20 protein-coding genes are annotated in these 23670 nt (G+C 51.3%); 1 reads left to right on the top strand and 19 read right to left on the bottom strand.

The features are described from left to right. Positions 1-4: 4 nt before the first annotated feature. The 3 genes from GX364_03955 to GX364_03945 all read right to left on the bottom strand — a co-directional run bounded on the left by GX364_03955 (position 5) and on the right by GX364_03945 (position 2935). On the bottom strand, positions 5-1306 hold the full coding sequence (locus GX364_03955; protein NLI70009.1) for a dihydroorotase: 1302 nt from the start codon (positions 1304-1306) through the stop codon (positions 5-7). Continuing rightward, positions 1299-2237 (bottom strand): aspartate carbamoyltransferase catalytic subunit, encoded by a 939-nt coding sequence (locus tag GX364_03950; protein NLI70008.1) that lies wholly within the window; start codon positions 2235-2237, stop codon positions 1299-1301. The genes GX364_03955 and GX364_03950 overlap by 8 nt, the downstream gene beginning before the upstream one ends. 107 nt (positions 2238-2344) lie before the next feature. Further along, positions 2345-2935 (bottom strand): DUF3786 domain-containing protein, encoded by a 591-nt coding sequence (locus GX364_03945; protein ID NLI70007.1) that lies wholly within the window; start codon positions 2933-2935, stop codon positions 2345-2347. A 124-nt stretch (positions 2936-3059) separates the two neighbouring features. Between GX364_03945 and GX364_03940 the strand changes: the two genes are divergently transcribed. After that, entirely contained in the window at positions 3060-3860 is an 801-nt protein-coding gene (locus GX364_03940) for a M23 family metallopeptidase (GenBank protein NLI70006.1), read from the top strand. 17 nt (positions 3861-3877) lie between these two features. Here the strand turns inward: GX364_03940 and GX364_03935 are convergent, their stop codons facing one another. The 16 genes from GX364_03935 to GX364_03860 form a co-directional block, all read right to left on the bottom strand. Beyond that, a complete protein-coding gene (locus tag GX364_03935) occupies positions 3878-4624 on the bottom strand; it encodes an NAD-dependent deacetylase (protein ID NLI70005.1) in 747 nt (248 codons plus the stop codon). Positions 4625-4643: 19 nt separating this feature from the next. Then, positions 4644-5054, bottom strand: a complete 411-nt coding sequence (locus GX364_03930; protein ID NLI70004.1) for a YjbQ family protein — start codon at positions 5052-5054, stop codon at positions 4644-4646. Between the two features lie 25 nt (positions 5055-5079). Next, on the bottom strand, positions 5080-6252 hold the full coding sequence (locus tag GX364_03925) for a tetratricopeptide repeat protein (protein NLI70003.1): 1173 nt from the start codon (positions 6250-6252) through the stop codon (positions 5080-5082). 191 nt (positions 6253-6443) lie between these two features. Continuing rightward, positions 6444-7418, bottom strand: a complete 975-nt coding sequence (locus GX364_03920; protein ID NLI70002.1) for an HD domain-containing protein — start codon at positions 7416-7418, stop codon at positions 6444-6446. A gap of 267 nt (positions 7419-7685) precedes the next feature. Beyond that, positions 7686-8531 carry a 3-hydroxybutyryl-CoA dehydrogenase gene (locus GX364_03915; GenBank protein ID NLI70001.1) on the bottom strand — a complete coding sequence of 282 codons (846 nt, stop codon included), beginning with the start codon at positions 8529-8531 and terminating at the stop codon, positions 7686-7688. 42 nt (positions 8532-8573) lie between these two features. Further along, positions 8574-9338, bottom strand: coding sequence for an enoyl-CoA hydratase (locus tag GX364_03910; GenBank protein ID NLI70000.1), 765 nt, complete (start codon positions 9336-9338; stop codon positions 8574-8576). Between the two features lie 63 nt (positions 9339-9401). Further along, positions 9402-10583 carry a thiolase family protein gene (locus GX364_03905; GenBank protein ID NLI69999.1) on the bottom strand — a complete coding sequence of 394 codons (1182 nt, stop codon included), beginning with the start codon at positions 10581-10583 and terminating at the stop codon, positions 9402-9404. A 183-nt stretch (positions 10584-10766) separates the two neighbouring features. Beyond that, the gene (locus GX364_03900; protein ID NLI69998.1) at positions 10767-11693 is read right to left on the bottom strand and encodes a methylenetetrahydrofolate reductase; all 927 of its coding nucleotides are present in this window, start codon (positions 11691-11693) and stop codon (positions 10767-10769) included. Further along, complete coding sequence (locus GX364_03895; protein NLI69997.1) at positions 11668-12348, bottom strand: hypothetical protein; 681 nt, start codon at positions 12346-12348, stop codon at positions 11668-11670. The genes GX364_03900 and GX364_03895 overlap by 26 nt, the downstream gene beginning before the upstream one ends. A 35-nt stretch (positions 12349-12383) precedes the next feature. Next, complete coding sequence (locus tag GX364_03890; protein NLI69996.1) at positions 12384-13178, bottom strand: methyltetrahydrofolate cobalamin methyltransferase; 795 nt, start codon at positions 13176-13178, stop codon at positions 12384-12386. Between the two features lie 124 nt (positions 13179-13302). Continuing rightward, entirely contained in the window at positions 13303-14277 is a 975-nt protein-coding gene (locus GX364_03885; GenBank protein ID NLI69995.1) for an acetyl-CoA decarbonylase/synthase complex subunit delta, read from the bottom strand. Positions 14278-14342: 65 nt separating this feature from the next. After that, the gene (locus GX364_03880) at positions 14343-15671 is read right to left on the bottom strand and encodes an acetyl-CoA decarbonylase/synthase complex subunit gamma (GenBank protein ID NLI69994.1); all 1329 of its coding nucleotides are present in this window, start codon (positions 15669-15671) and stop codon (positions 14343-14345) included. Positions 15672-15772: 101 nt separating this feature from the next. Continuing rightward, entirely contained in the window at positions 15773-17989 is a 2217-nt protein-coding gene (gene cdhC, locus GX364_03875) for a CO dehydrogenase/CO-methylating acetyl-CoA synthase complex subunit beta (GenBank protein NLI69993.1), read from the bottom strand. Between the two features lie 28 nt (positions 17990-18017). Continuing rightward, positions 18018-19997 carry an anaerobic carbon-monoxide dehydrogenase catalytic subunit gene (gene cooS, locus GX364_03870; GenBank protein ID NLI69992.1) on the bottom strand — a complete coding sequence of 660 codons (1980 nt, stop codon included), beginning with the start codon at positions 19995-19997 and terminating at the stop codon, positions 18018-18020. Between the two features lie 109 nt (positions 19998-20106). Then, positions 20107-20859 (bottom strand): AAA family ATPase, encoded by a 753-nt coding sequence (locus GX364_03865; GenBank protein NLI69991.1) that lies wholly within the window; start codon positions 20857-20859, stop codon positions 20107-20109. A 295-nt stretch (positions 20860-21154) separates the two neighbouring features. Beyond that, a complete protein-coding gene (locus GX364_03860) occupies positions 21155-23581 on the bottom strand; it encodes an ATP-dependent Clp protease ATP-binding subunit (GenBank protein ID NLI69990.1) in 2427 nt (808 codons plus the stop codon). Positions 23582-23670: the final 89 nt, after the last annotated feature.

Genomic DNA, 23670 nt, shown 5'->3' with positions numbered 1-23670 from the left:
GACTTTATCTTGAAACCTTCCCTTCTTTCATCTTCAGTTTCCCTTCCACAAAAGTCATCACCGGCCCGCCCCTGGTCGGGTAGCCTTCAAAGGGCGTATTCTGCCCCCTGGAATAAAACCTCTTTGGATCCACCTTCCCCCCGAGCTCCGGATCAAGAACAACGATATCGGCAACCGCACCTTTTTTCAAGGTCCCGGCGGGAAGATCCAGAATTTTTGCAGGACGACATGAGTAACAGTCGACAAGTTTGTCTATGCTGATCATGCCTGTGTGAACCAGTTCGTTGAACAACAGTGAAAGTCCGTAGTCCAGAGAAGAAACCCCGAAAGCGGCATCGGCGAAGGGGCGTTCTTTATCTTCCCGTCGGTGCGGAGCATGATCGGAAGCAATGATATCAATCACTCCATCTTGCAAACCGTGCAGAAGCGCTTCACGGTCTTCCTTTGAGCGTAAAGGAGGGTTCATCTTGGCCATCACATTGTACCCCTCCAACGCCTCTTCGGTCAGCAGAAGATGGTGGGGAGTGACCTCGGCAGTCACTTGAATCCCCCTTTCCTTGGCCCAACGGATCAGTTCTACCGAAGCGGCACAGCTGACATGTGCAATATGGAGCTTCCCCCCTGTAGCCTCCGCAATCAATATATCCCGCCCCACCGCAGCCGTCTCCGCAACATGAGGCATCCCCCCCAGGCCAAGCAAATTCGCGTAATAACCATCATGGGCTACCCCCCCCGCCGCCAACCCGGCATCTTCACAATGGCTTATGGCCACCACTTCAAATTGAGAAAGGTATTTCATGATATTCATCATTATCATGCTATCGTTGACATAACTGCCATCATCGCTGAAAGCCTTTACCCCGGCGGAAAGAAGGGAAGCATAATCGGTCATTTCCCGGCCGCCCCGCCCCCGGGTCAAAGCACCGATAGGATAAACATGGGCCAGGTTTGCTTGCCGGGCATGTTCTTTGATGTAGGCTACAACCAATTTGTTATCAACCGCCGGATCGGTATTGGGCATGCAGCACACGGTGGTAACCCCTCCGGCAACTGCAGCTGCTGTACCCGTGGCGATGGTCTCCTTTTCCTCCTCACCCGGTTCACGGAGATGAACATGGATATCCACCATTCCCGGGGCGACGATCTTGCCCGTCACATCAATTGTTTCCACTTCCCCATCCCCGGATGCAATAGAAGGAGCCAGATCAACGATCCTGTTTCCCTCGATAACCAGATCTGCCCGGCCATGCAATTCTTGCGAGGGATCGACGACCGTTCCTCCTTTTAAAAGAATGCGCTTATCCAATTTGCCCGCCTCCTTTGAAGAGATAATCGAGCACGGCTGCCCGCACAATTATTCCGTTTTCCACCTGCCTCAGTATCGAAACATTGATCCCGGGAAGGGAAGATTCGTTCAGCCTGTCCATCGCCTTCTGTGTTATTTCAACACCTGGATTGAGGGGGCCCGGATGCATGACCATCGTTCCCGGGGCTAGCAAGGAAAGACGTTCTGCAGTAAGCCCGTAAAGATGCACATACTCTCTTAAAGAAGGAAGGAGGCCATCCCGCTGCCTCTCCTTCTGAAGCCTGAGCAGGTAGAGAACATCAGCATCTTTCATCTCCTTTTCAAGATACCAGCTTATTTCAACTCCGGCGCGGCGGAATTCTTCCGGCAGAAGTGTGGGGGGGCCGACCAGAACCACCTTGGCTCCCATTTCCTTGAGACCCCAGACGCTTGACCTGACCACCCGGCTGTATTTTATATCTCCGACCATCACGACCTTCAAGCCTTCGATATACCCGAACTGTTTCTTGATCGTAAACAGATCGAGGAGGGCCTGGGTGGGATGTTCATGAGATCCATCGCCAGCATTGATCATGGAGATATCGACCCTGTTCTTCAACCATTCGAGCGTTCCGGAAACCGGATGACGGATGATAAGGACATCCAATCCCATCGACTTCAAGGTTTGGATCGTATCGAGCAGAGTCTCTCCTTTCAGAACGCTACTTGTTTCGACCGGAAAGTTGTAGAAGTCTGCCGACAACCATCTTGCAGCAACTTCGAATGAAAACCTTGTTCTTGTGCTGGGCTCAAAAAAAAGAGCAGCAACCTGCTTCCCTTTCAGGTTGTCCAGTTTTCTTTCCCTGTACCCGGACAAAAAAAATGAACGCGCCAGTATCTCCTCGATATTTTCAGCGTTCCACTCCCTCAACCCCAACAGATGTGCAGGCATGTCACAACCCCTTTCTGCCTTTCAATTATCATGAAATTCATTTCCTCGATTCCACCCGCCACATCGGTTCCTTTTATCCCGGCGCAGGCCTGGCAATAACGAACATGCTACAGGTCATAGATCCTCTTTACCACCTCTATCCCCAACATGTAAAGGGTAGCGGTGGGCAAGTGGTATGAAGATGTAGCATCAAAAAGCACCCTTGCCCGAGCCGCATATTCGGCGTCTTTCTCCCACAGTATTATCGCCAGCTCCAGACGCGGAAATACAGGAATGATGTAAGCAGCATCGCCTATCCCTGCTTCTTCACCGACAAGTTTGCTACGCTGTTTGAACTCTTCCAGGTTGGAACCGTATTTCCGGGCCAGTGGAAAGAATGTTTCCCGTTGAAAGGGGGCGTAATGCATCTCTCCCCCCGGAAGCTCGAGGAAAGAAATCCACTTGCGGCGCGGGGGAATACTGCGGGAAAAATGCAGATACTGCAAGAAAATAACCCGCTCTTCGGGGGTCACGTATCCCTGAATTGCAGTTATCTCCCCATCCGGGTATGATATCCGATACTCCTGGCCACAATATGTCAATGAAAATTCATTATTGTCTACGTCATATCCGCAGCCGCTGCCTTCGGCCATGGTCCGCGGTACACCGTTCCTGAAATCTTCAAGAGCCTTGGCCAGGGCATCTTCATAGGAACACATCGATAACAAACCTCCTTTGCTCCAAAGGTAGATATTCGCTACCGGGGAAAAAACATCCTTTTAAATTAAGTAAAAAGTATGCTAAAATCGCTAAAGACAGATAATTCAATACGGAGGAATGGAAATGCAAAGAAAAATCAACAAAAAAAATTTCATGACCATCCTGGCCACCGCCCTGGCCATCATTGCTGTTTTGATCGTGATCAAAACAATCCCTCCGGGCAAATCATCGCAATCCGATCTGCCGACGCCGACCGTTCCCGTTGTCGATCATGACCGGGAAGCACTCGGCGGTGATATAGATGAAACATCGTTTCCCCGTATAATCTATGACCCTCGAAATGTTGATCTTGATGAACTGATCACTTCTTTCGATTTTTTGCGCAACCCGCTCCCGGGAACGTGGATGAGCTGGAAAGATGCTCACCTGCCGGGTGCAGCCAGGCCCTACCGTGCCGGTACCCATTACGGCCTGGATTTTTATCCGGATACAAGCGGTGGGGGGATCGGCCTGGGATCAACGGTCAAGGCTGCTGCACCGGGAACTGTTAAAAGGATCGACCATGATTATATCCCACCCCCGGCCGGAAAACTTGGCGAGCTGGCCGTTGAATGCCAGCAGCGGGGTTACACACCGGACGAGACCCTGAATATTTTCCGCGGGCGCCAGATCTGGATCGAAAATGAACATGGCTTCCTGGTCTATTACTGCCATCTTCACGAAGTCAATGATGAATTGGAAGTGGGCGATTATGTCAAAACGGGTGACATCGTAGGCAAGATGGGCTTTTCAGGCACCGATGAACCGGACAGGCCTCATCTGCATCTGGAGATATGGTTTGGAGACCATTACCTGGGCGAGGGCATGACCGTCGAACAGATCAGAACGTTTTTTGAATCAACCATATTCAGGGAAGAAAGATGAGCCGCCCTCTTCAGGGATCAAGCTTTTTTTTCCAGCCAGGCCCTGGCCAGTAGCGGAACAACATCCAGAATGCCGCCGTTTATAACCACTTTGGCCCTCCGATCCAGCGGGGTGGGCTCCCGATTCACGATCACAAGGTTATCCACATAACCGGGCAACATGTTGGCCGGAGATATGACCAGACTGGAGCCAACTGCCAGCATCCCATCGGCCCTGCGCACTTCATCCAGTGCATCTTGAAAAGCGGGGGGCATCGCCTCACCAAAGAGCGTAACATCGGGCTTCAACGGTGAAGCGCAACGGGGGCAAAGCGGGGGGATTACCCCCTTCAACACATCATTCAACAATTTTTCCATGGGCTGTTCCTGGTGACAACCGGTACAGGAGCCCCTGCGCAGCGAACCGTGAATTTCATATACATTCTTTGAACCTGCCTTCTGATGCAGGCCATCGATATTCTGGGTGATGACACTTTTGACCAGGCCTTTGCTTTCCAGTTCTCCAATGGCTTCATGTGCAGCGTTGGGCTGGGCTTCGGTGATCACTCTAAAAATATCCACGCCCAGTTGATAAAGGATCTGCGGATCGGACATGAATTTCTCGATCGTGAAATCATCGGGGCTGACCTTGGCCCAAAGCCCGCTCACGGGACTGCGGAAATCGGGTATCCCACTTTCAGTGGAAATCCCCGCCCCGGTTAAAACTACAACATATTTGCAGCCACTTAAAACTTCAATCGCCTGTTCTATCTGTTCTTGAATCATCTACCGGATTCAACTCCTTTCAGCCGGTAAAATCAATATTTCCAAATAATATTTTTCGGAGGCGTGGGCCATCAAATTCGGCAAAAAAGAGACCTTGCCATGTCCCAAGCACGATCTCTCCATTATCAACCATCAGCAACTGGGAATTGCCTATCAGACTGGCCTTGATATGTGCATCACTGTTTCCTTCCGCGTGCAGATAACCGTCACGGTGAGGAACCCTGTGGCGCAGATAGTTCAAAATATCCGTCCCCACCGCGGGGTCTGCCGCCTCGTTGATCAGAAGGCCAGCCGTGGTATGGGGAACAAAAGCAAGAATACATCCCCTCTTGAGACCGAGTTTCCCGACCACTTCGTTGACTTCCCGCGTTATATCAATGAGTTCTTCCCTTGCAGAAGTCCTGATTTCCAGATCTGTTCTGAACCCCATTCCTCATCCCCCGGAACCGAACATGTCATTTTTCCCTGTCCCCGTTGAACAGATAAACCAGCATATTTTGATAGGCTTTCTTGTCAATCTGCAGTGTCTCGTCGATAACCTTGAATTTGGCCCGCACACTGGAACTGGAAACCCCATATTTACCGGCGATTTCCGTCTGGGTCACATTCAAAAGATGAAACCTGACCAGGCAGTATTCCAATCCTGCCGCCCACGTTTCAACCTTGTGAATCGGGGGCATATCTTCCCCCTTCCGATTTATGTAATCGATCCACATCGCCTGGACGTCCTCGAAAAAATTTTCATTGTAATCACCGCCCTGGCGCATATGGTTCAAGGTGCAGTCAAGCACCTCTTGCCACTCATCTTTCCAGTGAGGAACCACCAATGGATAATTGTTGATATGTATCTCCTGTAGCACGCCTTTCAGATAGACGCGGCATTCCCCTGAAAAACCTATATTTTTAAGTTTGAGCAGAACCGCCTGTTTGAGCTGATCCTTTACCCAGGGATTACGCACAAATTCCTTGAAAGCTGCAACGGCCCGATCATCACCCAATTCAGCATATATATCGATGATCTTCTTCTTGAACATGTCATTCCCCTGAAATAACAACTTCCGCAACAGGTCCCATGTGTAATCATCGTGATCGTAGCGGCTGATAAATTCATCCTTGCTCAGAATCTGAATATCCTCGATGAGTTCTTCATTTTTTTTGATAATGAAAGGGACATCAACGTCATCGCTGATTACCATCTCCTCATCGTCCAGGGCCCACAGAAGCTCCTGTGCCTCGATGAACATCTCCCCCCCGGGCGAATTCTGGAGATACTTTTGCAGGCATCTCTGCGCCTCCTCCAGATCTTCCATCAGGCCATAATTGATGGCCATGAGAAAATAACAATCCCAGTAGGATCTGTCCAGGTGTTCGAGGATGAACTGGAAAATTTGATTGGCCTCCTCCAGCTGCCCCATTTTGCTGAGCAGGCAGCCAAGATTGTAATGGTTCAGAGGGTCGAGGGGCTCCATTTCTATTGTTTTCTTGTAGTACAGCAGGGCCTTCCGCCAGTTGTTTTTAAATAAATAATAGTTCCCTTTTTGAAAATAATAAGCTGCATCGCGTTCAAACGGAACGATTTTCGGGCAGGAACCCTCGACATTTCTATTGTTTCCCCGTTTGATATTCAAAAAAAGAGCACCTCCCCAGACAGGCGTGCGAATATTCTTAATGGAGAATATTGTTTGATATTATATTGGATTACTGCAATTTATTTCTATCTTCGGGTCTGAATTTCCTGCTTTTCCGGGAAGCTGTTTTTGTTTTTGGTGAGGAATATGAATGGAGGCAAGAGGCCAACTTCAGAAAAAGCCTACAAATTTCATGGTTTCTTCAAATAGATACTTCTATCCAGATAACGGTCCCATTCACTCCAATCATTTTCTGCAATTGCGTTTTTCTGCATAACACTCACAAACTGGTTGAGCCGTGCACTGACAAGATCAGCATAAAAAACAGCAAAAGCATGTATCGTCCTGGGAATCTCCGGGGACCCCCATTCCCGCTGTCCATGATGTGAAAGAACGATGTGCTCCAGTTCCAATTTCAAGGACGGGGGAAATCCTTCTATGGCCGCGATCCTCTCGTTCAGCATTTCTTTCCCCAGGCAAATATGCCCGATCAGTTTACCTTTATCGGTCATCTCGAAGTTGAAACTTTCGGCGTCATATTCTTCTATCTTCCCCACGTCATGCAGAATGGCACCGGTTACGAGCAGATCAACCCTGATCTGTTCGGGGTACATTTCTTTGAATTTGAGGCAGAGGGACACTACTTCCAATGTATGCTCGAGCAAGCCACCGATGTAGTTGTGGTGAATGGTCTTGGCCGCCGGGCTGCCGGCAAATCTTTTAACAAAATCCCGGTCACTGAAAAAATCACGCAGCAATTTCAGCAAAAAGGGATCGCTGACATGGGTGGTTATGATCTCTTTCAATTCTCCAAGCATCCCGGGAATATCCCTCCTGGAAACCGGCTGAAATAAACGACGGTTGACACGGTCGGGATCAAGTTTTTTGGCCTCTCTGATTACAATCTGCAATCCGTGATACTCCGAGACATCACCCTTGACATAGAGTATGTCCCCTTCCCTGGGGGATTCTTCCAGGATATCGATGTCCCAGATAATCCCCTTTATTGTACCGCTGATATCCCCGAGGACCAACCTCAGGAATTGTTCGCCGGCCCGGTTCGGGGAAGAGTAATTTGCCAGATTGGCTTCCACGACAAGAACCTGGGTTTCCACCTCGCTGCCGACCTTCAGATTGCCGATCAACTGCTTTTTTGTCTCCGTCACGCCTGAAAAAATCCTGCCTTTCCTTTTGATTTCAACCGAACTTATCTTCTTTTCAAGAATGTATCATATAACATGATGAAATAAAACCCCGGCTACAGGATTCCCTTTCTTCCTCCGTCACATGATCACCTTCCGGGAATCGGTTTTTTTTCACCGCTCCCCCGGTGGCAAGCATTGCATCCGCCCGAACAGATCGGGGACCCCTCAAAAGTAAGGGGCCCCCTGCATGTCCAGTAACAGTTATTTCAAACAGCGCCTTCAGGCACCCTATCTGTACGAATAAAATCCACGTCCGGTCTTCCGGCCCAGGTGGCCTGCACGAACCAATTTGCGGACGAGAGGACAGGGCCTGTATTTTGAATCCCCGGTCTCCGCATAAAGAGTGTCCAGGACCAGCAGCAACACATCGAGGCCAACCAGGTCGGCCAGGGCCAGCGGGCCGATCGGATGGTTTGCACCGAGCACCATCCCCTTGTCGATATCCTCGGCGCTGGCTACACCCTCCATCAAGACAAAGGCCGCCTCGTTGATCATTGGACAGAGAATGCGGTTTACGGCAAACAGCGGCGCCTCATTGACAGCGATGGGTTCCTTTCCCATCTTTCTGGCCAGGGCCATGATCGTTTCGAATGTTTCATCGGAAGTATCGTTACCCCTGATTACCTCCACCAACTTCATCACCGGTACCGGATTGAAAAAATGCATCCCTATAACCTTCTCCGCACGCCCGGTTGCAGAAGCCATCTCCGTTATGCTCAATCCGGAGGTGTTGGAAGCAATGACAACTTCGGCAGCGCACAGTTGATCCAGTTCGGAAAGGATTTTCTTTTTCAATTCCATCTTCTCCACGGCGGCCTCGATAACCAGTTCGGCAGCAGAGAGATCTGAAATGTCGACCGTTCCCTTGATGCGGCCGATTGTTTCCTTCACTTCGTCCTCGGTCTTCTTCCCTTTCTCGAGGGCCCGGCGCAGGTTTTTTTCGATTGTCTTGAGCCCTCTCTCGACAAAGGAATCCTCGATATCCCTCATGATCACGTTGAAACCGCTTTCCGCAGCTACCTGTGCGATGCCGTTACCCATCGTTCCGGCACCTACCACCCCGATAGACTTTATTTCCATGTTTTATCCCTCCCCATCATTGTCGTGGAACACCTTCTATTTGCCTTTATAGATAGGTTTCCTTTTTTCCAGAAACGCCCGGGCCCCTTCCTTCTGATCCTCGGTGTCGCAGAGCTCGCCAAACAGGGCCGCTTCTATCTTCATCCCTTCCCCCAAAGAAACTTCCAGGCCGCGGTTTATGGCCTTCTTGGCCTGACGAATCGCAACGGGGCCGCGTTTCATTATGGTCTGAGCGATCATTTTGGCCTTGGAGAGAACATCATCCGTTACATATTCGGCCAGACCCAACCGGACGGCATCTTCTGCATCGACAAGATCCCCGGTAAAGATCAGTTCCCTGGCTTTGCCCGGGGAGATCAGGCGCGGCAGTCGCTGTGTTCCCCCGTAGCCGGGGAAAATTGCCAGCGTTACCTCGGGAAGGCCAAACCTGGCACCCAGGGCCATGACCCTGATGTCGCAAGCCAGGGCCAGTTCCAGGCCCCCTCCCAGGGCGATACCGTTTACCGCGGCGATCACCGGTACCGGGAAATCGGCGATCTTCTGGAAAATCAACTGCCCGCGGCGAGCAAGTTTCTCCCCATTGGCACGATTTAGCTGGGGAAATTCACTGATATCAGCCCCCGCCACAAAAGCCTTTTCACCGGCCCCGGTAATTATCAGAACGGCAATATCTGTTGCGGCCAACTCATCAACAGTGTTCTCCAGCTCTCCCAGCAATGATGAATTCAAAGCATTGACCGGGGGGTTGTTGATCGTCAGAACAACCAGTTTCCCTTCTTTCTCAACCTGAACAAGGCTCATTTTTGATTACCTCCTGTTCTTTGTTACCATTGAAGCCACTTTGCCCCGATACCCCGGAGATTTTCAGTCCCGTTCGATGATGATTGACATTCCCATACCCCCGCCGACACAGAGTGATGCCAGGCCCATTTTCAGTCCGCGGCGCACCATCTCGTAAATCAGGGTTATGACAATCCGCGCTCCCGTGCAACCTACGGGATGTCCAAGCCCCACTCCGCTACCGTTGACATTGACGATATCACGGTTGAGTCCGAGCAGTTTCTCGCAGGCCAGATACTGGGCAGCAAAAGCTTCGTTCAATTCGATAAGCTCCATTTCCTCCAGGCTCATTCCCGCCCTTTCCAGAGCCTTTCTGGTTGCCGGGACAGGGCCATATCCCATCAACTCGGGCTCCACCCCTGCCCAGGCATAGGAAACGATACGCCCCAGAGGTTCTATCCCCACCTCCCGGGCCTTGTCGGCGCTCATGAGAACAACTGCCGCTGCCCCATCGTTCAACCCCGAAGCATTTCCAGCCGTTACCGTCCCTCCCTTGCGGAAAGCCGGCCTCAACGAAGCCAAACCTTCCAGGGAGATATCCCGTCGGGGGTGTTCGTCGGTGTCGACCACCACTTCCATCTTTCTCTTCTGAACCGTTACGGGGACGATCTCATCCTTGAACCGTCCCTCATCAATGGCGTCCAGGGCATTCTTGTGACTGCGGTAAGCAATCTCATCTTGTTCCTCACGGGAAATATCGTATTTCTCGGCCAGGTTTTCAGCCGTCACGCCCATCATGATTTTGTGGACGGGATCCATCAACATTTCCCACAGTGCATCCGTCATCTCTCCGTGTTGCAATCTTTTCCCCCACCGTGCATTTTTGAGCAGGTAGGGAGCCGTGCTCATCGATTCCACTCCCCCGGCAACCACGATCTCGACATCCCCGAAAATTATTTCCTGATAGCCGCAGACAATTGCCTGCATCGCCGAGCTGCATTGCCGCTGTATGGTCATCCCCGTCGTCTGATCGGGCATCCCGCAGATCTGAGCCACATGGCGGCCCATGTTCGGTTCATCCGTAGGTTGCATGCAGTTCCCCAGAATTACTTCATCGACCCGATCCTTCCCGACCGTCGCCCTTCTCAGCGCTTCCTCCACCGCAATTTTGGCCAGATTGCCGGGGCTTACATCCCTGAATGCCCCGCCAAAGTCCCCGATCGGCGTCCGGGCTGCGCCAACAATAACAACCTCTTTTCTGTTCATACGGGGTCCCCCCTTTACCTTGATTATCAATGATTTCAAGAAAAAAGGACAGACCAGATTGACCTAGCCTGTCCTTGAATCCGCGATCGGTCCAAATTCCGTTTCCATGAATACTTGCAATGTGGAAAAAGCCATATTTTTCACGATCGGGTAAATACCTCAAAAAGCCGTTGTCCTGGATGCTCATAGTTTGGGACGAGGATACAGACCCGCTTTTTCAACAATTTCAGGCACTTTTTCCTCCCAGGCTACGGCCATGATATGCACCCCGGCAACCCCTTCGATCTCGCGGCACTCCTGGATCGATTCAACACAGATCTTGATCCCCTCGGCTTTCTTATCCTCCGCGCCCTTGAGCCTTTCAATGAGTGAATCAGGAATGGTTATACCGGCCACATTGTTTTTCATGTAACGAGCTGCCCCCAACGATTTTACCGGGGTAAAACCGGCCATGATTGCGCATCTTTCATGCAGCCCACGATCAACCACCCGTTTCATCCATTCCTTGAAACGATCCAGATCGAAGACACACTGGGTCTGGATAAAATCGGCACCGGCTTCGATCTTCTTCTCCAACCGATCCACCCTGTACTCGAAAGGATCGGCAAAGGGGTTCGCCACAGCACCGATGAACATGGTGAAGGGATGTTCCAGCTCGTCCCCGCCGATGAACTTGTTCTCGTCGCGCATGTTTTTGACCGCTCTGATCAGTTGCATCGAATCGATATCAAAAACGTTTTTCGCCCCGGGTTCATTGCCAAATTTGACATGGTCCCCGGCAAGGCAGAGCAGGTTTTTTACCCCCAGGGCCGAAGCACCCAGAATATCACCCTGGATGGCAATGCGGTTTCTGTCACGCGTGGTCATCTGCACAACAGGTTCCAGGCCCATCTGCACCAGAATGGCACCGCAAGCAATACTGGATGTACGCACGATGGCGGTCTGGTTATCTGTAATATTGAACGCATCAACGTGGTTTCTCAACAGTTCCCCGTGGTGTCTGATAAATTCTCCGTCTGCACTTTTGGGAGGGCCCAGTTCGCCGGTAACAGCAAATTCTCCACTTTTTATAACCTTTTCCAAGTTACTCCCCGCGATCAATTCTGACATCCTCCCTTACTAAAGTTCTAACCCCGCCATGATGAGCTTTGGACCAATCTTTGGGGGGCTGTATCTCCTTCAAGAGGTCCAGCTTGCCCAGCTTGGATAGACGCTCATGAATCAGGTGCCATGCACAAGGGATATCCTTGTCAACCTCACAAACGCCATCCTGGGATCCGCCACAAGGGCCATTCAGCATGCTTTTTGAGCATCTGGTGATAGGACAGATGCCCATCGTCAGATGCAGAACACAGTCGCCGCATCCCAGACAATTTTCTTTCCAGACTCCCTGTTCCACGGGATACCCGTAGAATTGGGTGTTAAGGCCCGGCATAACGATCAGATCCGGTGCATATTCAACCAGTGTCTGTACCCCCACACCACATCCCATGGACAGGATCACATCATAGCTTCTCAGCCGTTTTATGGCTTCTTCAATAAATTCGTATTCGCATTGGCGCTCGATGGTGAAGGCCTCAACTTTTGCATCTTTTTTCTCCTCTTTACGGGCAATGCTGATTGCAGCAGCTGTCTCCTCGGCCTCCTTCTGCCCTCCTGCCAGGCAAACAGTAACGCATGTCCCGCAACCCAGCACACAGATATTTTTGAAAGGAGCGAGCATCTCCATTATCTGCGGTAAAGGCTTCCTCTCGGCAATAATCATTTTCTCACCTTCCTCCCATATTTCAACAACCCGAGCTACCTGTTAGATTGGCGGAATACGTCAACATAGGAATCACAATAAATATCCATGTTGAGTAAAATCCTGGCCGTTGCAATGGCAGCCATCAGCTCATCATCGCAGGCATCGACAATCGCTGAATCCAGGCCGGCAGCCATGGCCATCACCGCAAAAGTCCGGTTGACAAGTTCGCGGTCCACGGTTCCTTGAGAGATGTTACTCAACCCCACCGTCGTCTTCGGCGCCGGATTGGACAACATCTTGACCTGCCTGAGGGTTTCAAATACTTCAGGGCCATGATCTTGCCCCACATTGCACGGCAACACCAGAGGATCTATATACAGACGATCCGGCGATATGCCATAGGCATCGGCCGTGGCTACCAGTTCCATCGCCAGAGCAATGCGGCTTTCTGCATCCTTGGGGATTCCCTCTTCATTCATGGCCAAGCAGATTACTTCAGAATTATGCTCGGCAGCCATGGTAAATACTCTTTCCATCTTGGGAGCCTCTGCCGGAACCGAGTTGATCATCGCCGGGCGCTTGCATATTTTCAGACTTTCTTCGATAGCATCGTATTTGGTTGAATCCAGGGCCAAAGGCAAATCCGAAACTTCCTGAGTAACTTCCACCAGCCATTTCATGGCTTCTGCCACTTCTGTCGAACCGGGGCCGACATTGATATCCAGATAATGCGCACCGGCTTCTTCCTGCTTGCGTGCCCATTCCTGCACCGGTGCCGGATCACGATCCTTGATAGCCCTGGCGATATCCCTGAACATACCGTTAATCCTTTCGCCAATAATCAGCATCTACCCAACCTCCTTGCATTTTTTTCCCGTACAGAATCAACTTGAACAAAAAAGAAAGCATCCAAACGGGTAAACAGACATCATGGGAGGGAGGTCATTCCCCGCCCTCCCTGCCGATCAAAATCTAATAACTGTTGTCCTGCAACAGGTCGTCGATATTCTTCTTTACCAGCTCTGCCGCGCGGGGATGCCTCATTACCAGGATATTCATTCCTGCCTGGATGTAAGCCATCGCCGTCGTCGCCTCCCACATGATACCCCTTTCTTCCTGCTCGCCCCAACCCGGCTCTTCTTCAGCCGCTATATTGGCCTCCTTGGCCCTCCAGGCCTCAAAGCCAATATTGCCGATAACCGGCATGGCCAGCATCCGATCACCTTGAAGGGCTCCGTTACGCGCCCTTTCCATGATCGAATAGGAGTACTCGATACCATAACCAAGGGCTGCAATTGTGGGATCGATAATGATTTTCCCGTCCAGGGCCTGACTCATCTCCAGAATGAGGATGTTCAACTGTTTGCAGATATTGATATCGATGGGAGATTGGGCAATGATACAGTGCTTGTTGGCCATGCATGCGCTCGTGATCGCTTTGTAGTTGTCCTGCTCGGCCACGCCCATAAGCAGATTTTCGCCCTCGGCAGCCTCGGCAACAACGGGGTAAACAAGGTTGTCTTTCTCCGCGTTGCCGCAACCGATGACAATCAGGGGAACGCCCACTGCTTCAAGCACTTTCTTAACATTGGCCGCACATTCTTCCGGGGAAGCATCTTTCAAATCCGGATCGGCACTTTTAAGGCGCAGGGTGAGAAGATCTGCCCCGTATTCATCGATGCATTTTTTTGCCCATGCGGCCACATCTTCGTATACATCACCGTAGTAATTGTCGAATACCGGGCTCCAATCTGGAACGGTGTCCCATATCTCCAGCGCCACGACGGGACGGTTAGCAACCTCCCCTTCGAAATGCAAGTATGGCAACGCGGATTCACCGCCCACCGTGATGGTGTGGGAGCGGGTCCCGCCTTCTTCCTTGGTTGCTCCCAACACCACTTCGCCTACCTTGCTTCTATATTTTTCCTTAAGGATCTCGACAGCCATATTAACGCCCCTTTCTTACAGTATATAATCACAATGCCCGGGTTTTCCGGGCCCCTGCCACTCTCCTAGGCATAAACTTCCTTGATATACTTGTTGATGCCGGAAGCCTCCCTGGGCCCCACATGTACATCCCAGCCCGACTCTTCCTCCAGCGAACCCTTGAGAACGGCAACGTGTCCGGGGATAATTATTTTCTTGTGGTTGACCTTCTCCTCCAGGCCAGCCTGCTTCATCGCTTCAGCGATAGTCTCGCCTGAAAATTTGTTATCCGCATAAGCAGTGAGAACGGAGACACCACCGGTATCCACCGCCAGAATATAAGCGGGAATGCGAGTGGCCTCGACCTCACCCTCGACAATAAAGTAAGTGAGGGAGAAATTCGTGGTGCAGTAGACGGGAGAATCCGCCTGTACGTCACCTACTTCGTAAAGCATAGGTTCAACAGCAATGGGTTTCTGCGGATCCGTGAACAGGTTCTGGCGCCATGATAGCAACGGCAATAATTGTTGTTTCTCCGCTGCCTTGATCACCACGATGCCCGCATACTTGCTCATGTAGACGCCCGCCTGCATGATCTCTTCCTGGGGGTCCTCCTTGTTGGTAAAAGCAATGGTCGGGTATCCAAAGGGGCGATACTTCTTCCTCACCGCCAGACGGCGGATCACGGTCATATCAGCCAGCACCTTGCTGGTATCCCTGCTACCCGTGTCGATAACCAATTCCTTGTAATCCAGGGCCACGACCTTCTCCACCAGGGAGGCAGTATCATCAAGCCCATCCCCACGGACGACCAGGGGGCATTCCTTGCTTTTCGCCAATTCGGTCATTTTCTCGTAGTTGTCTGCTGTGGCTGCATAGACGAGTGGGCGACGGTCAGCCACCACGTTCAGGGCCCCTTCCATGATTGCCGGATCCTCACACATCAGGATCATCGCTTTCTGCGTCTTGCCAGCCACGATTTCCACAGCGGCCTTGAATTTGGCTGCATCTCCCGAATCACACTTGACCGCCACCATATCGGTCACGTAGTGAAGCCCCACCCGATCAAACTCCAGGGCCTCGAATTTCTCCGCCTTGGCCGCCACATCTTCATTGTCACTGATGGTTACCGCCACGCCGGTCGGATGATAGAAACGCCTGTCATGCCGGAAAATTTCCGTTTCATCACCCAACTGCACCACATGATCTCCTACACCGACCTCCACCAAAGCAATCGGAGGTGCGGCGGCAGAATCCAATGCCGCCTTGGCTTCCTCGGTCACATGAGGACATTTGTCCAGCGAGGTTTTCCCGCCAGCCAGGGCCATTGCAAAAGCCAGGCAAGTGGGCATCCCACACTCCTTGCAATTGGTCTTGGGCAGATGTTTGAAGATCTCTAAACCAGTTAACGCCATCTCCTCTACTCCTTTCATACCTTTACTTTATAGATTACAAGTTGATAAACCAAAGAAAAACAGCCTCACCGTTTCCGGTGCTGCTGTTTTTCATGCAGCTCCTACATCAACGGATCCATGGCCAGAGCCGGATGTCCTTTTTCCTCGAGGAAGGGAAGGACTTCCTCGGCGGTAACTCCCACCGTCTCATCGGCAATCTTGTCCACGAAGTCCGCACCCAGTCCTTCTTCTTCGGCACGCTGCCGCAGTTCATCACCGAGAGCTTCCTTCAGCTCTGTAGGCATCCATGCCAACCGTCCCAACCCTCCATCGGCACTGATAAATTTGCGGCTCAATACATATTGCCTGCCATGCCCCATGAAACCCGGGGTCTGTATTCCCCCGCCGCATGATCCGGCCAGGGTGGAGAAGCTCATTCCACATGGAGTGTCCCCGCTGTATTCACGGGTGGTAATCATGACCCCGTTGGCCTCGGGGAAGATTGCCATGATACATTCGAAGCAGCCACAGGAAGTCATCGGGTCCTCCATGAAACTGTACATGGAACATTTCTCGATGGTACGGTTGGTGTTGTTGTAAACGTATTCATTGACAGATTCCCACATCCCGATCCTTTCATCAAGAAGGCCTTTCTTTTCGATCGGTCGGCAGGGGCCGTTGGGATCGATCTCATAGGAAGCCTTGGAATCCAGCCAGCTCACCGCACCACACAGGCCCAGACGCTCCGGGGTTACCACACAGCAGTGGTTGGGTGCAAATGACTGACACAGAATGCAGGAATAGAAAAGTTCCACGGCCTCATCCGTAAGCCCGCTGAGCCGCTCATCACGCTCACCATAAAGTTCCCGGGCATGAAGGAGTCCTTCTTCCACCTTTTCCGGATCTGTAATGAACGTAACCTGCACACGGTCAACGATCGCGGGAAATTCATCCTTGAACTTGGCGATGATCAGGTCGCCAAAATGATGGAACTTGAAACCCTTGGCCGCGGCATCCTTGCTGATCCGCATCCAGATGGTATCCCGCTGCGCCATATGCCACAAACCTTCGCCGTAGTTGACAAAATAGTGGAGGCGCCTTTCAAGAACCCCTTCGAAGTCTTTCTGCATCTTCCGGCCGAAAATCTTGACTATCAGCCCCACGGGAAGCGAGGCGCCTTCCTCGACATCATCAATCTCCGGCCCGATGACCTCGATCTTGCCGTCTTCTATATCACCCTCGCCCACCATCTCCACCAGCTCAAAACCGGTATTCTTGGGACCGCCAAACTCGACGTACATGTCGCCCTTGCGGATGGCTTCGCCCTCGAAGGCAGGCCCCACGGTAATGGGAACGGGGATGTCGACAATCTTCAATTTGATACCCCTGATCTCCATCGCCACCTGAACCATGGTATCGTAGTCAGGGTTGGAAACATACCAGTTGGGGATCTGCTCGTCCTCGGGTAACTCCTGATCGAGGATAACAGGAAATCCCAGAAAGATTGCCGCGAAATGGGCCGCCACCTGAACCTCATCACGTTCTCCGAAATGAAGAACAAAGGCACGCACCCTCCGGCGCTGGTAGTCACGCGTATTCTGCCGCTCTCCCGGGGGAATCCCTCCGAAAGCCATCCCGGCACGCAGGGCATAGTTCACGGCATGAACTACCTGGGTAAAGTTACCGGTGGGGAAAGCGATAAAATCGATCCCCAGTTTCAAATCGGCCTCGATGGCCTGGTCGACCACCTCGTAGCTGAGAAAGATCATGAATCCTTTGGATTGCAGATCTTTGATGATTTCGGCCAGAGCTTCGGTTGACTTGGCCTTGCCGACAATCACCGCCTGGCCGGGGATGGTCCAGTCCACCAGAAGAATACCGTAACGGCGCACGACCGGGTCACCCAGAAAACCGGTCCAGGGTGTTACATGGGCTTTCTCGGGATCAAGATAATTGATTGCTTCGATAATCTCTGCTGCGTACGCGGTAGATTCACCGCAGAGACGGGCATTTTCGAAATTAAGCTCCTCGCTGATCTGATCCCTCATGCGGTTAAGTATGGGGGGGAGTTGCCCCAATGTGGTAACGGCCTCACCGCTCAATGCCCTGATCACGGGGAGGTAATAACCGGTATCCGGATACTTCACCTCCTGATCCGGCCCATAGCGGCGAATAGCCTGGTTCATCAGTATCTCGGCATAACTGGTGGCGATAACCGCCCCGTCGTATGCTTTTTCAAACAGCGCTAGCGGCGGATTGTTCTCGTCCACAGCGCCATCAAATATTTCGTCAAATGACTCTTTCCATTCTCTGGATAACACACCACTGGCTTCGCTCATTTTCTCTCCTCCTTTTCTTCGGATCGATCTACCAGGTTTTGGTCAGTTCCGTTTCAAATTTTTCGGCAGTTCTCTGGTGAACCCTCAGTTTCCAGGTCCGCTCATCAAGTGCTCCCATGATTTTCTCCACCGATTTCTCTATATCTTCTTCCCAGATGAAATACCCTCCGTAAACATCATGCGCAATCTGCAGCGCAATTCCGTTGACCAGGGCACTTCCGGTGATCTCGGGTATCACACCCACGTGGGTGGGCATGCCCAGTGTAACGCACCAGCTGCCGATAGATATCGCCTTCTCACTCATGGCTTCGGGAGCCGAGGCCATGAAAGGCACCTTGGGAGTGTCGACCCCCCACTGTTCTGCCATTGCATTGGATAGATTGTAAGCACGGCTGTTGTCCACACAGGAACCCATGTGGAATACCAGGGGCAGTTTCTGACCGTTGAGCTGATCGGCATTGGCCTCGTTGAGCTGATGGATGAAAGACTTCAAGCCGTCGCCGGCGTACTCCTCAACAGCCTCGTCATTCATCAAGCCCAGTTTGGCCGCTGCACCCGCGATGCAACCGGTAGCCACCATGAGGACGTCATTCTTGGCCAGTTCCTTGATTATATGGGAAGCGCTCAGGTCATGTATCACCCTGAGGTTGTTGCAGCCGCAAAGAAGGATTACCCCCCGCAACTGCCCCGTTTCGATGGCATCGGTCAGAACCTTGATCGGTTCCTCGGGATTGACCGCCCTGAACAGGTCTTCCATCGCCTCGTAACTGAAACCGGCGGTCACCTTGTGTTTGATATCGGGAATATCTACCTTCGAGGAATCCCTATCCTTGAAACCCTGAATTGCTATCCGGACCACCTCTTTGGCTTTCTCCACAGCCTTCTCTTCCACAAAATCCACGTGGTGGGCTCCGGCGATCTTGGAATGGGACATGGTCGTTATGATCTTGGTATTGAAACATTCCGACACCGCCTGTATGCCGGGCATGATACATTGAACATCCACGACCATGGCATCGATGGCCCCGGTCATTATTGGCAGTTCCTGGGAGAGGAAGTTGGTCAAAACGGGGACTCCCTGACGCATCAGCACCTCGTTACCGGTGCAACAGATTCCCATGCACTTGATCCCTTTTGCGCCTGCTGCCTCTGCCTCATCGGTCATCTCCCTGGCCACACGCACGATCATCTCGCTCAGCAACGGGTTATGACCATGTAAAGCAATGTTGACCATCTCCGGATCGATTATCCCCATATTGGCTTCGGAAGTAACCGGCTTGGGGGTTCCGAACAGAATGTCGGAAATATCAGTAGCAATATGCATGCAGATATAATCGGCCAGAGATGTTTTCAAACCCTGGAATACCAGGTTGACCGGATCGGAGTCGACACCAATGTGCGTCTGCCCCATGGTTTCGGAGATAGTCGTATGGATACCACGGGGAGAAATGTTGCATTCGATGAATTTTTTCAGGCGATCCGGAACCACCGTTGTCTCCAGCCAGCGGCACGGTGTATCGTCAATCTTCGTAAAATCACTTAGCGCGACGTCATATACTTCTTTCAACAGATCATCATCACTCTTGCCTTCCCTGGAAAGCCCCAGCCGATCGGCCACCCGGTAAAGCTTCTTCGTGTCGGTGATGGTATAATCCGGAGCTTTCCCCGCAAACATCTCCGTCAGGGTCAGAAGCATATGACGGCTGTGGTCAGCATGTGCACCACATCCGCCGTTGATGGCCCTGATCAGATTGCGGGCGACGATGGTGTAGCCATGAGCCCCGCAAATACCTTTTGATGCTTTCCTGGTAATACGGCAAGGCCCTTGCAGGCAAATTCGACAGCAGATCCCCGTCCGGCCATAATTGCACTGCGGTTGCATCTTGACATAACGATCATAAGCCGTCTCGATCTGCCCGTCATTCTTATCCAATATCGCTAGTGCTGCCGGGTCAATAGTCCTTTTGGAATCAGGTTTTTTTTTCTCTTTTTTATCTCCTGCGGACATTTTCTAACCTCCTTGTATACATTTACATGGCAAAAATACGATGCTACAACAAAATACATGATAAACACTTGAACCAAGTGTTCTGAACCGGTATAACCTACCCCAAAATTCACCTCCCCAGAAAATTGTTGAAGATATCTTCTATTTCTTGAATAATGATTGACCTATCTGCGGAATTTTGCTCCCGCGACTGCCGCAAGATATCTCGGTTAAAAGGAATCATACCAGCAAAATCGTCCCGTGGCAGATGATCATACAAGAAGTCACTGTCTTCCTGCCCGGCGATCTTGTTGCCAACGAACATTACTTTTTTGACGCCTATTTCCTCCGCCAATTTTTTCACGATCATGGAGGTTTTGACACTGGTCACGGATGGTTCGGTGACCACCAGTATCAGGTCCACCCCGCGGGCAGTTCCCCGGGTCAAATGTTCTATGCCGGCGCTCATGTCGATGATCACGGGGTCACTTTTATCCAGCAGGAGCGAATTGAGAATCGATTGGAGAAATGAGTTTTCTTTACAATAACATGCGGAGCCTCCTTGCTTTATGCCCCCCATTTTGAAAAAAAGAATTTCTCCCTCCTTCAAGCAATAATCTTCAATCACATCTTCCACATCCGGGTTCAAGTCCACCAGCAGCCCCCCACCGGCATTCTTCTTCTCGATCACATCCTTCATATCGATGAGAGGTACGAGCTGATCCAGCTTTTCCGGATCCAACCCCAGGGTTATCCCCAAACTTGTATCCGGATCGGCATCAATTGCATACACGGGAACGCCTGTATTGGCAAAACACTTTACCAAACCTGAAGACAATGTAGTTTTACCCACGCCACCTTTTCCTGAGACCGCGATCTTCATGATTCTTTGTCCCTCTAATCTGACAATTCTTTTATCTTTTAATCGTTCCTATATTCGACGAAGTTTTTGATAATTCCTTTTCCATTATAAAAGTTGCTCTATTCTCAATTTTGGGTATATTGTGAGTGTATACACAATTAATACAAAACTGCCTTGTTTGGTGATAAATGCCAGCGATACCATGTTTTTTCATGCAGAAAAGGGGTACCCTCGCGGGGGTACCCCCCGTAAATACTTCTTGTTTTCCCGTACACCATTCACGGACCCGTCCCGTGACTTTCAACAGGCTGCGGTTTTATTTTTTTTTGAATAGATATTTTTCATCCTTGACGTCAACAAGGATACTGTCGCCGGCAACGATCCTTCCCTGGAGCATCTCTTCGGAGATGCCATCCTCCAGACGCCTCTGCAACGTCCTTCGCAGTGGCCGTGCCCCGAAGAGGGGATCGAACCCTTCGTTGATCAGCTGATCCTTGGCCGCCTGTGATACTTCCAGAGCCATGCTATATTCCTCCAGGCGGCTGTTCAATTCCTCGAGCATGATATCGAGGATCTCGACGATGTGATCCTTGTTGAGGTTGTGGAAAACCGTAACTTCATCCAGACGATTGAGAAATTCCGGACGAAAAGTCTTCTTCAATTCATCAAGGACCCTCTCCTTCATCTGCTCATAGGAAGCCTGTTCATCATCAGAACGGAAACCCATTCTTGCCTGTTTCTTGATAAACGTGGCCCCGACATTGGAGGTCATCACCACGACTGTATTTCTGAAATCAACCGTCCTGCCCTTCCCGTCAGTCAGCCTTCCATCTTCAAGAATTTGCAGCAATGCATTGTACACATCCGGGTGCGCCTTCTCGATCTCGTCGAATAGAATCACCGAATAAGGTTTTCTGCGTACCTTTTCGGTCAATTGCCCCCCCTCGTCATAGCCGACATAGCCCGGCGGAGCACCGATGAGGCGGGCGACGGTATGCTTTTCCATGAACTCGGACATATCCAGTCTGATCATCGCTTTCTCATCACCAAAAAGAGCCTCCGCCAGGGCCCTGGCCAGCTCTGTCTTGCCTACTCCCGTGGGACCAAGGAAAACGAATGAACCGATGGGCCTGTTGGGGTCTTTCAATCCGGTATGAGCCCTCCGCACGGCTTTGGATACAGCGGTGACCGCTTCATCCTGGCCGATTACTCGTTGATGCAATATATCTTCCAGTTTCATAAGCCGTTCCGATTCCTCTTCCACCAACCGTTTGACCGGAACACCCGTCCAGCTGGCCACAATATGGGAAACATCCTCTTCCGATACCACGACCTGGTCGGAAATCCCTTTTTTCTGCTCCCATTCTTTTAACAGCTCACCCAGTTCTTCCTTGAGTTTGTGCTCCTTGTCCCTGAGCTTGGCTGCAAGTTCAAACTCCTGATTTCTGACCGCCGCTTCCTTCTCGTTCCTGAGGGTTTCGACCTTGTCCTTGACCTCCTTCAGATCCGGTGGCGTGGTGTAATTGCGAATCCTGACCCTTGAGGCAGCTTCATCGATAAGATCAATGGCCTTGTCGGGAAGAAATCTGTCAGCGATATAACGGTCCGAAAGATTGACCGCCGCCTCGAGTGCTTCATCGGTGATCTTTACCTTGTGATGGGCCTCGTAACGATCTCTCAGCCCCTTGAGGATGGCTACACTCTCTTCTTTGGTGGGTTCACCCACCTGGATGGGTTGAAAACGGCGTTCCAGTGCCGGATCCCTCTCCACATGTTTACGATATTCATCGATCGTTGTGGCACCGATACATTGCAGTTCCCCCCGCGCCAGAGCCGGCTTGAGAATATTGGAAGCATCGATGGCTCCTTCAGCCGCGCCAGCACCGATAATGGTATGCAATTCATCAATGAACATGATGATATTTCCCGCCTGCCGAAGTTCCTGTATCAATTTGCGCAGGCGTTCTTCAAACTCACCACGATATTTTGTGCCGGCAACTATGGCGGAAAGTTCAATGGTTACAACTCGTTTACCGTTCAATATTTCCGGTGTGGTGCCCTCCATTATTCTCTGGGCAAGCCCCTCGGCGATAGCCGTCTTGCCCACCCCAGGTTCTCCAATCAGGCAGGGATTGTTTTTTGTACGGCGGCTCAGAACCTGAACCACCCTCTCGATTTCATTATCCCTGCCGATAACCGGATCAAGTTTGCCTTCACGGGCCAATTTGGTAAGGTCACGCCCGTAGGCGTCGACCGTTGGAGTTTGCTGACCCGTTTTTGTGCCACGGAATCCGCCACCGCCGCCCTCCTCGCCACCGAGCAACTGGATAACTTCCTTGCGAGCATGTTTGAGATCGATGCCGATATTCGCAAGAACCTGCGCGGCGATGCCTTCCCCTTCCCGGAGCAGTCCCAGCAACAGATGCTCTGTCCCGACATAATTGTGGCCCAGATTCTGGCTCTCCTCGATGGAAAGTTCCACGACCCTCTTTGCCCTCGGTGTATAACTTATAGACTGTGAAAGGGACTTCTCACCCTTGGGGATGATCTTTTCAACTTCCTGCCGTAACCTGTTCAGATCGATGCCCGCATTCGTCAATACACGAGCAGCAATCCCCGCCCCTTCTTTTACCAGACCCAGTAAAAGGTGTTCCGTTCCAATAAAATTATGATTGAGCCTGCGGGCCTCATCCTGGGCAAGCACCAGAACCTGCTGCGCCCGCTCGGTAAAACGTCCGAACATAAACATATTTTTTCACTCCCCTGTAATATATTTTTTTATTTGCAAGATTCCCGGGCCCATGCCTGGACAACCAGAAATGCAAGTTGACA

Source organism: Bacillota bacterium (assembly GCA_012518215.1).
Lineage (GTDB): Bacteria > Bacillota > Dethiobacteria > DTU022 > PWGO01 > JAAYSV01.
The sequence above is the reverse complement of the archived record's forward strand: the minus strand, read 5'-3'. Positions and strand labels throughout refer to the sequence as shown.

Bases quoted from the DNA above. Each gene is read 5' to 3' on its own strand.
- GX364_03950 (NLI70008.1), bottom strand. From the start codon at position 2,237: ATGCCTGCACATCTGTTGGGGTTGAGGGAGTGGAACGCTGAAAATATC.
- GX364_03945 (NLI70007.1), bottom strand. From the start codon at position 2,935: ATGTGTTCCTATGAAGATGCCCTGGCCAAGGCTCTTGAAGATTTCAGG.
- GX364_03940 (NLI70006.1), top strand. From the start codon at position 3,060: ATGCAAAGAAAAATCAACAAAAAAAATTTCATGACCATCCTGGCCACC.
- GX364_03935 (NLI70005.1), bottom strand. From the start codon at position 4,624: ATGATTCAAGAACAGATAGAACAGGCGATTGAAGTTTTAAGTGGCTGC.
- GX364_03930 (NLI70004.1), bottom strand. From the start codon at position 5,054: ATGGGGTTCAGAACAGATCTGGAAATCAGGACTTCTGCAAGGGAAGAA.
- GX364_03910 (NLI70000.1), bottom strand. From the start codon at position 9,338: ATGAGCCTTGTTCAGGTTGAGAAAGAAGGGAAACTGGTTGTTCTGACG.
- GX364_03905 (NLI69999.1), bottom strand. From the start codon at position 10,583: ATGAACAGAAAAGAGGTTGTTATTGTTGGCGCAGCCCGGACGCCGATC.
- GX364_03900 (NLI69998.1), bottom strand. From the start codon at position 11,693: ATGTCAGAATTGATCGCGGGGAGTAACTTGGAAAAGGTTATAAAAAGT.
- GX364_03895 (NLI69997.1), bottom strand. From the start codon at position 12,348: ATGATTATTGCCGAGAGGAAGCCTTTACCGCAGATAATGGAGATGCTC.
- GX364_03890 (NLI69996.1), bottom strand. From the start codon at position 13,178: ATGCTGATTATTGGCGAAAGGATTAACGGTATGTTCAGGGATATCGCC.
- GX364_03885 (NLI69995.1), bottom strand. From the start codon at position 14,277: ATGGCTGTCGAGATCCTTAAGGAAAAATATAGAAGCAAGGTAGGCGAA.
- GX364_03880 (NLI69994.1), bottom strand. From the start codon at position 15,671: ATGGCGTTAACTGGTTTAGAGATCTTCAAACATCTGCCCAAGACCAAT.
- cdhC (NLI69993.1), bottom strand. From the start codon at position 17,989: ATGAGCGAAGCCAGTGGTGTGTTATCCAGAGAATGGAAAGAGTCATTT.
- cooS (NLI69992.1), bottom strand. From the start codon at position 19,997: ATGTCCGCAGGAGATAAAAAAGAGAAAAAAAAACCTGATTCCAAAAGG.
- GX364_03865 (NLI69991.1), bottom strand. From the start codon at position 20,859: ATGAAGATCGCGGTCTCAGGAAAAGGTGGCGTGGGTAAAACTACATTG.
- GX364_03860 (NLI69990.1), bottom strand. From the start codon at position 23,581: ATGTTCGGACGTTTTACCGAGCGGGCGCAGCAGGTTCTGGTGCTTGCC.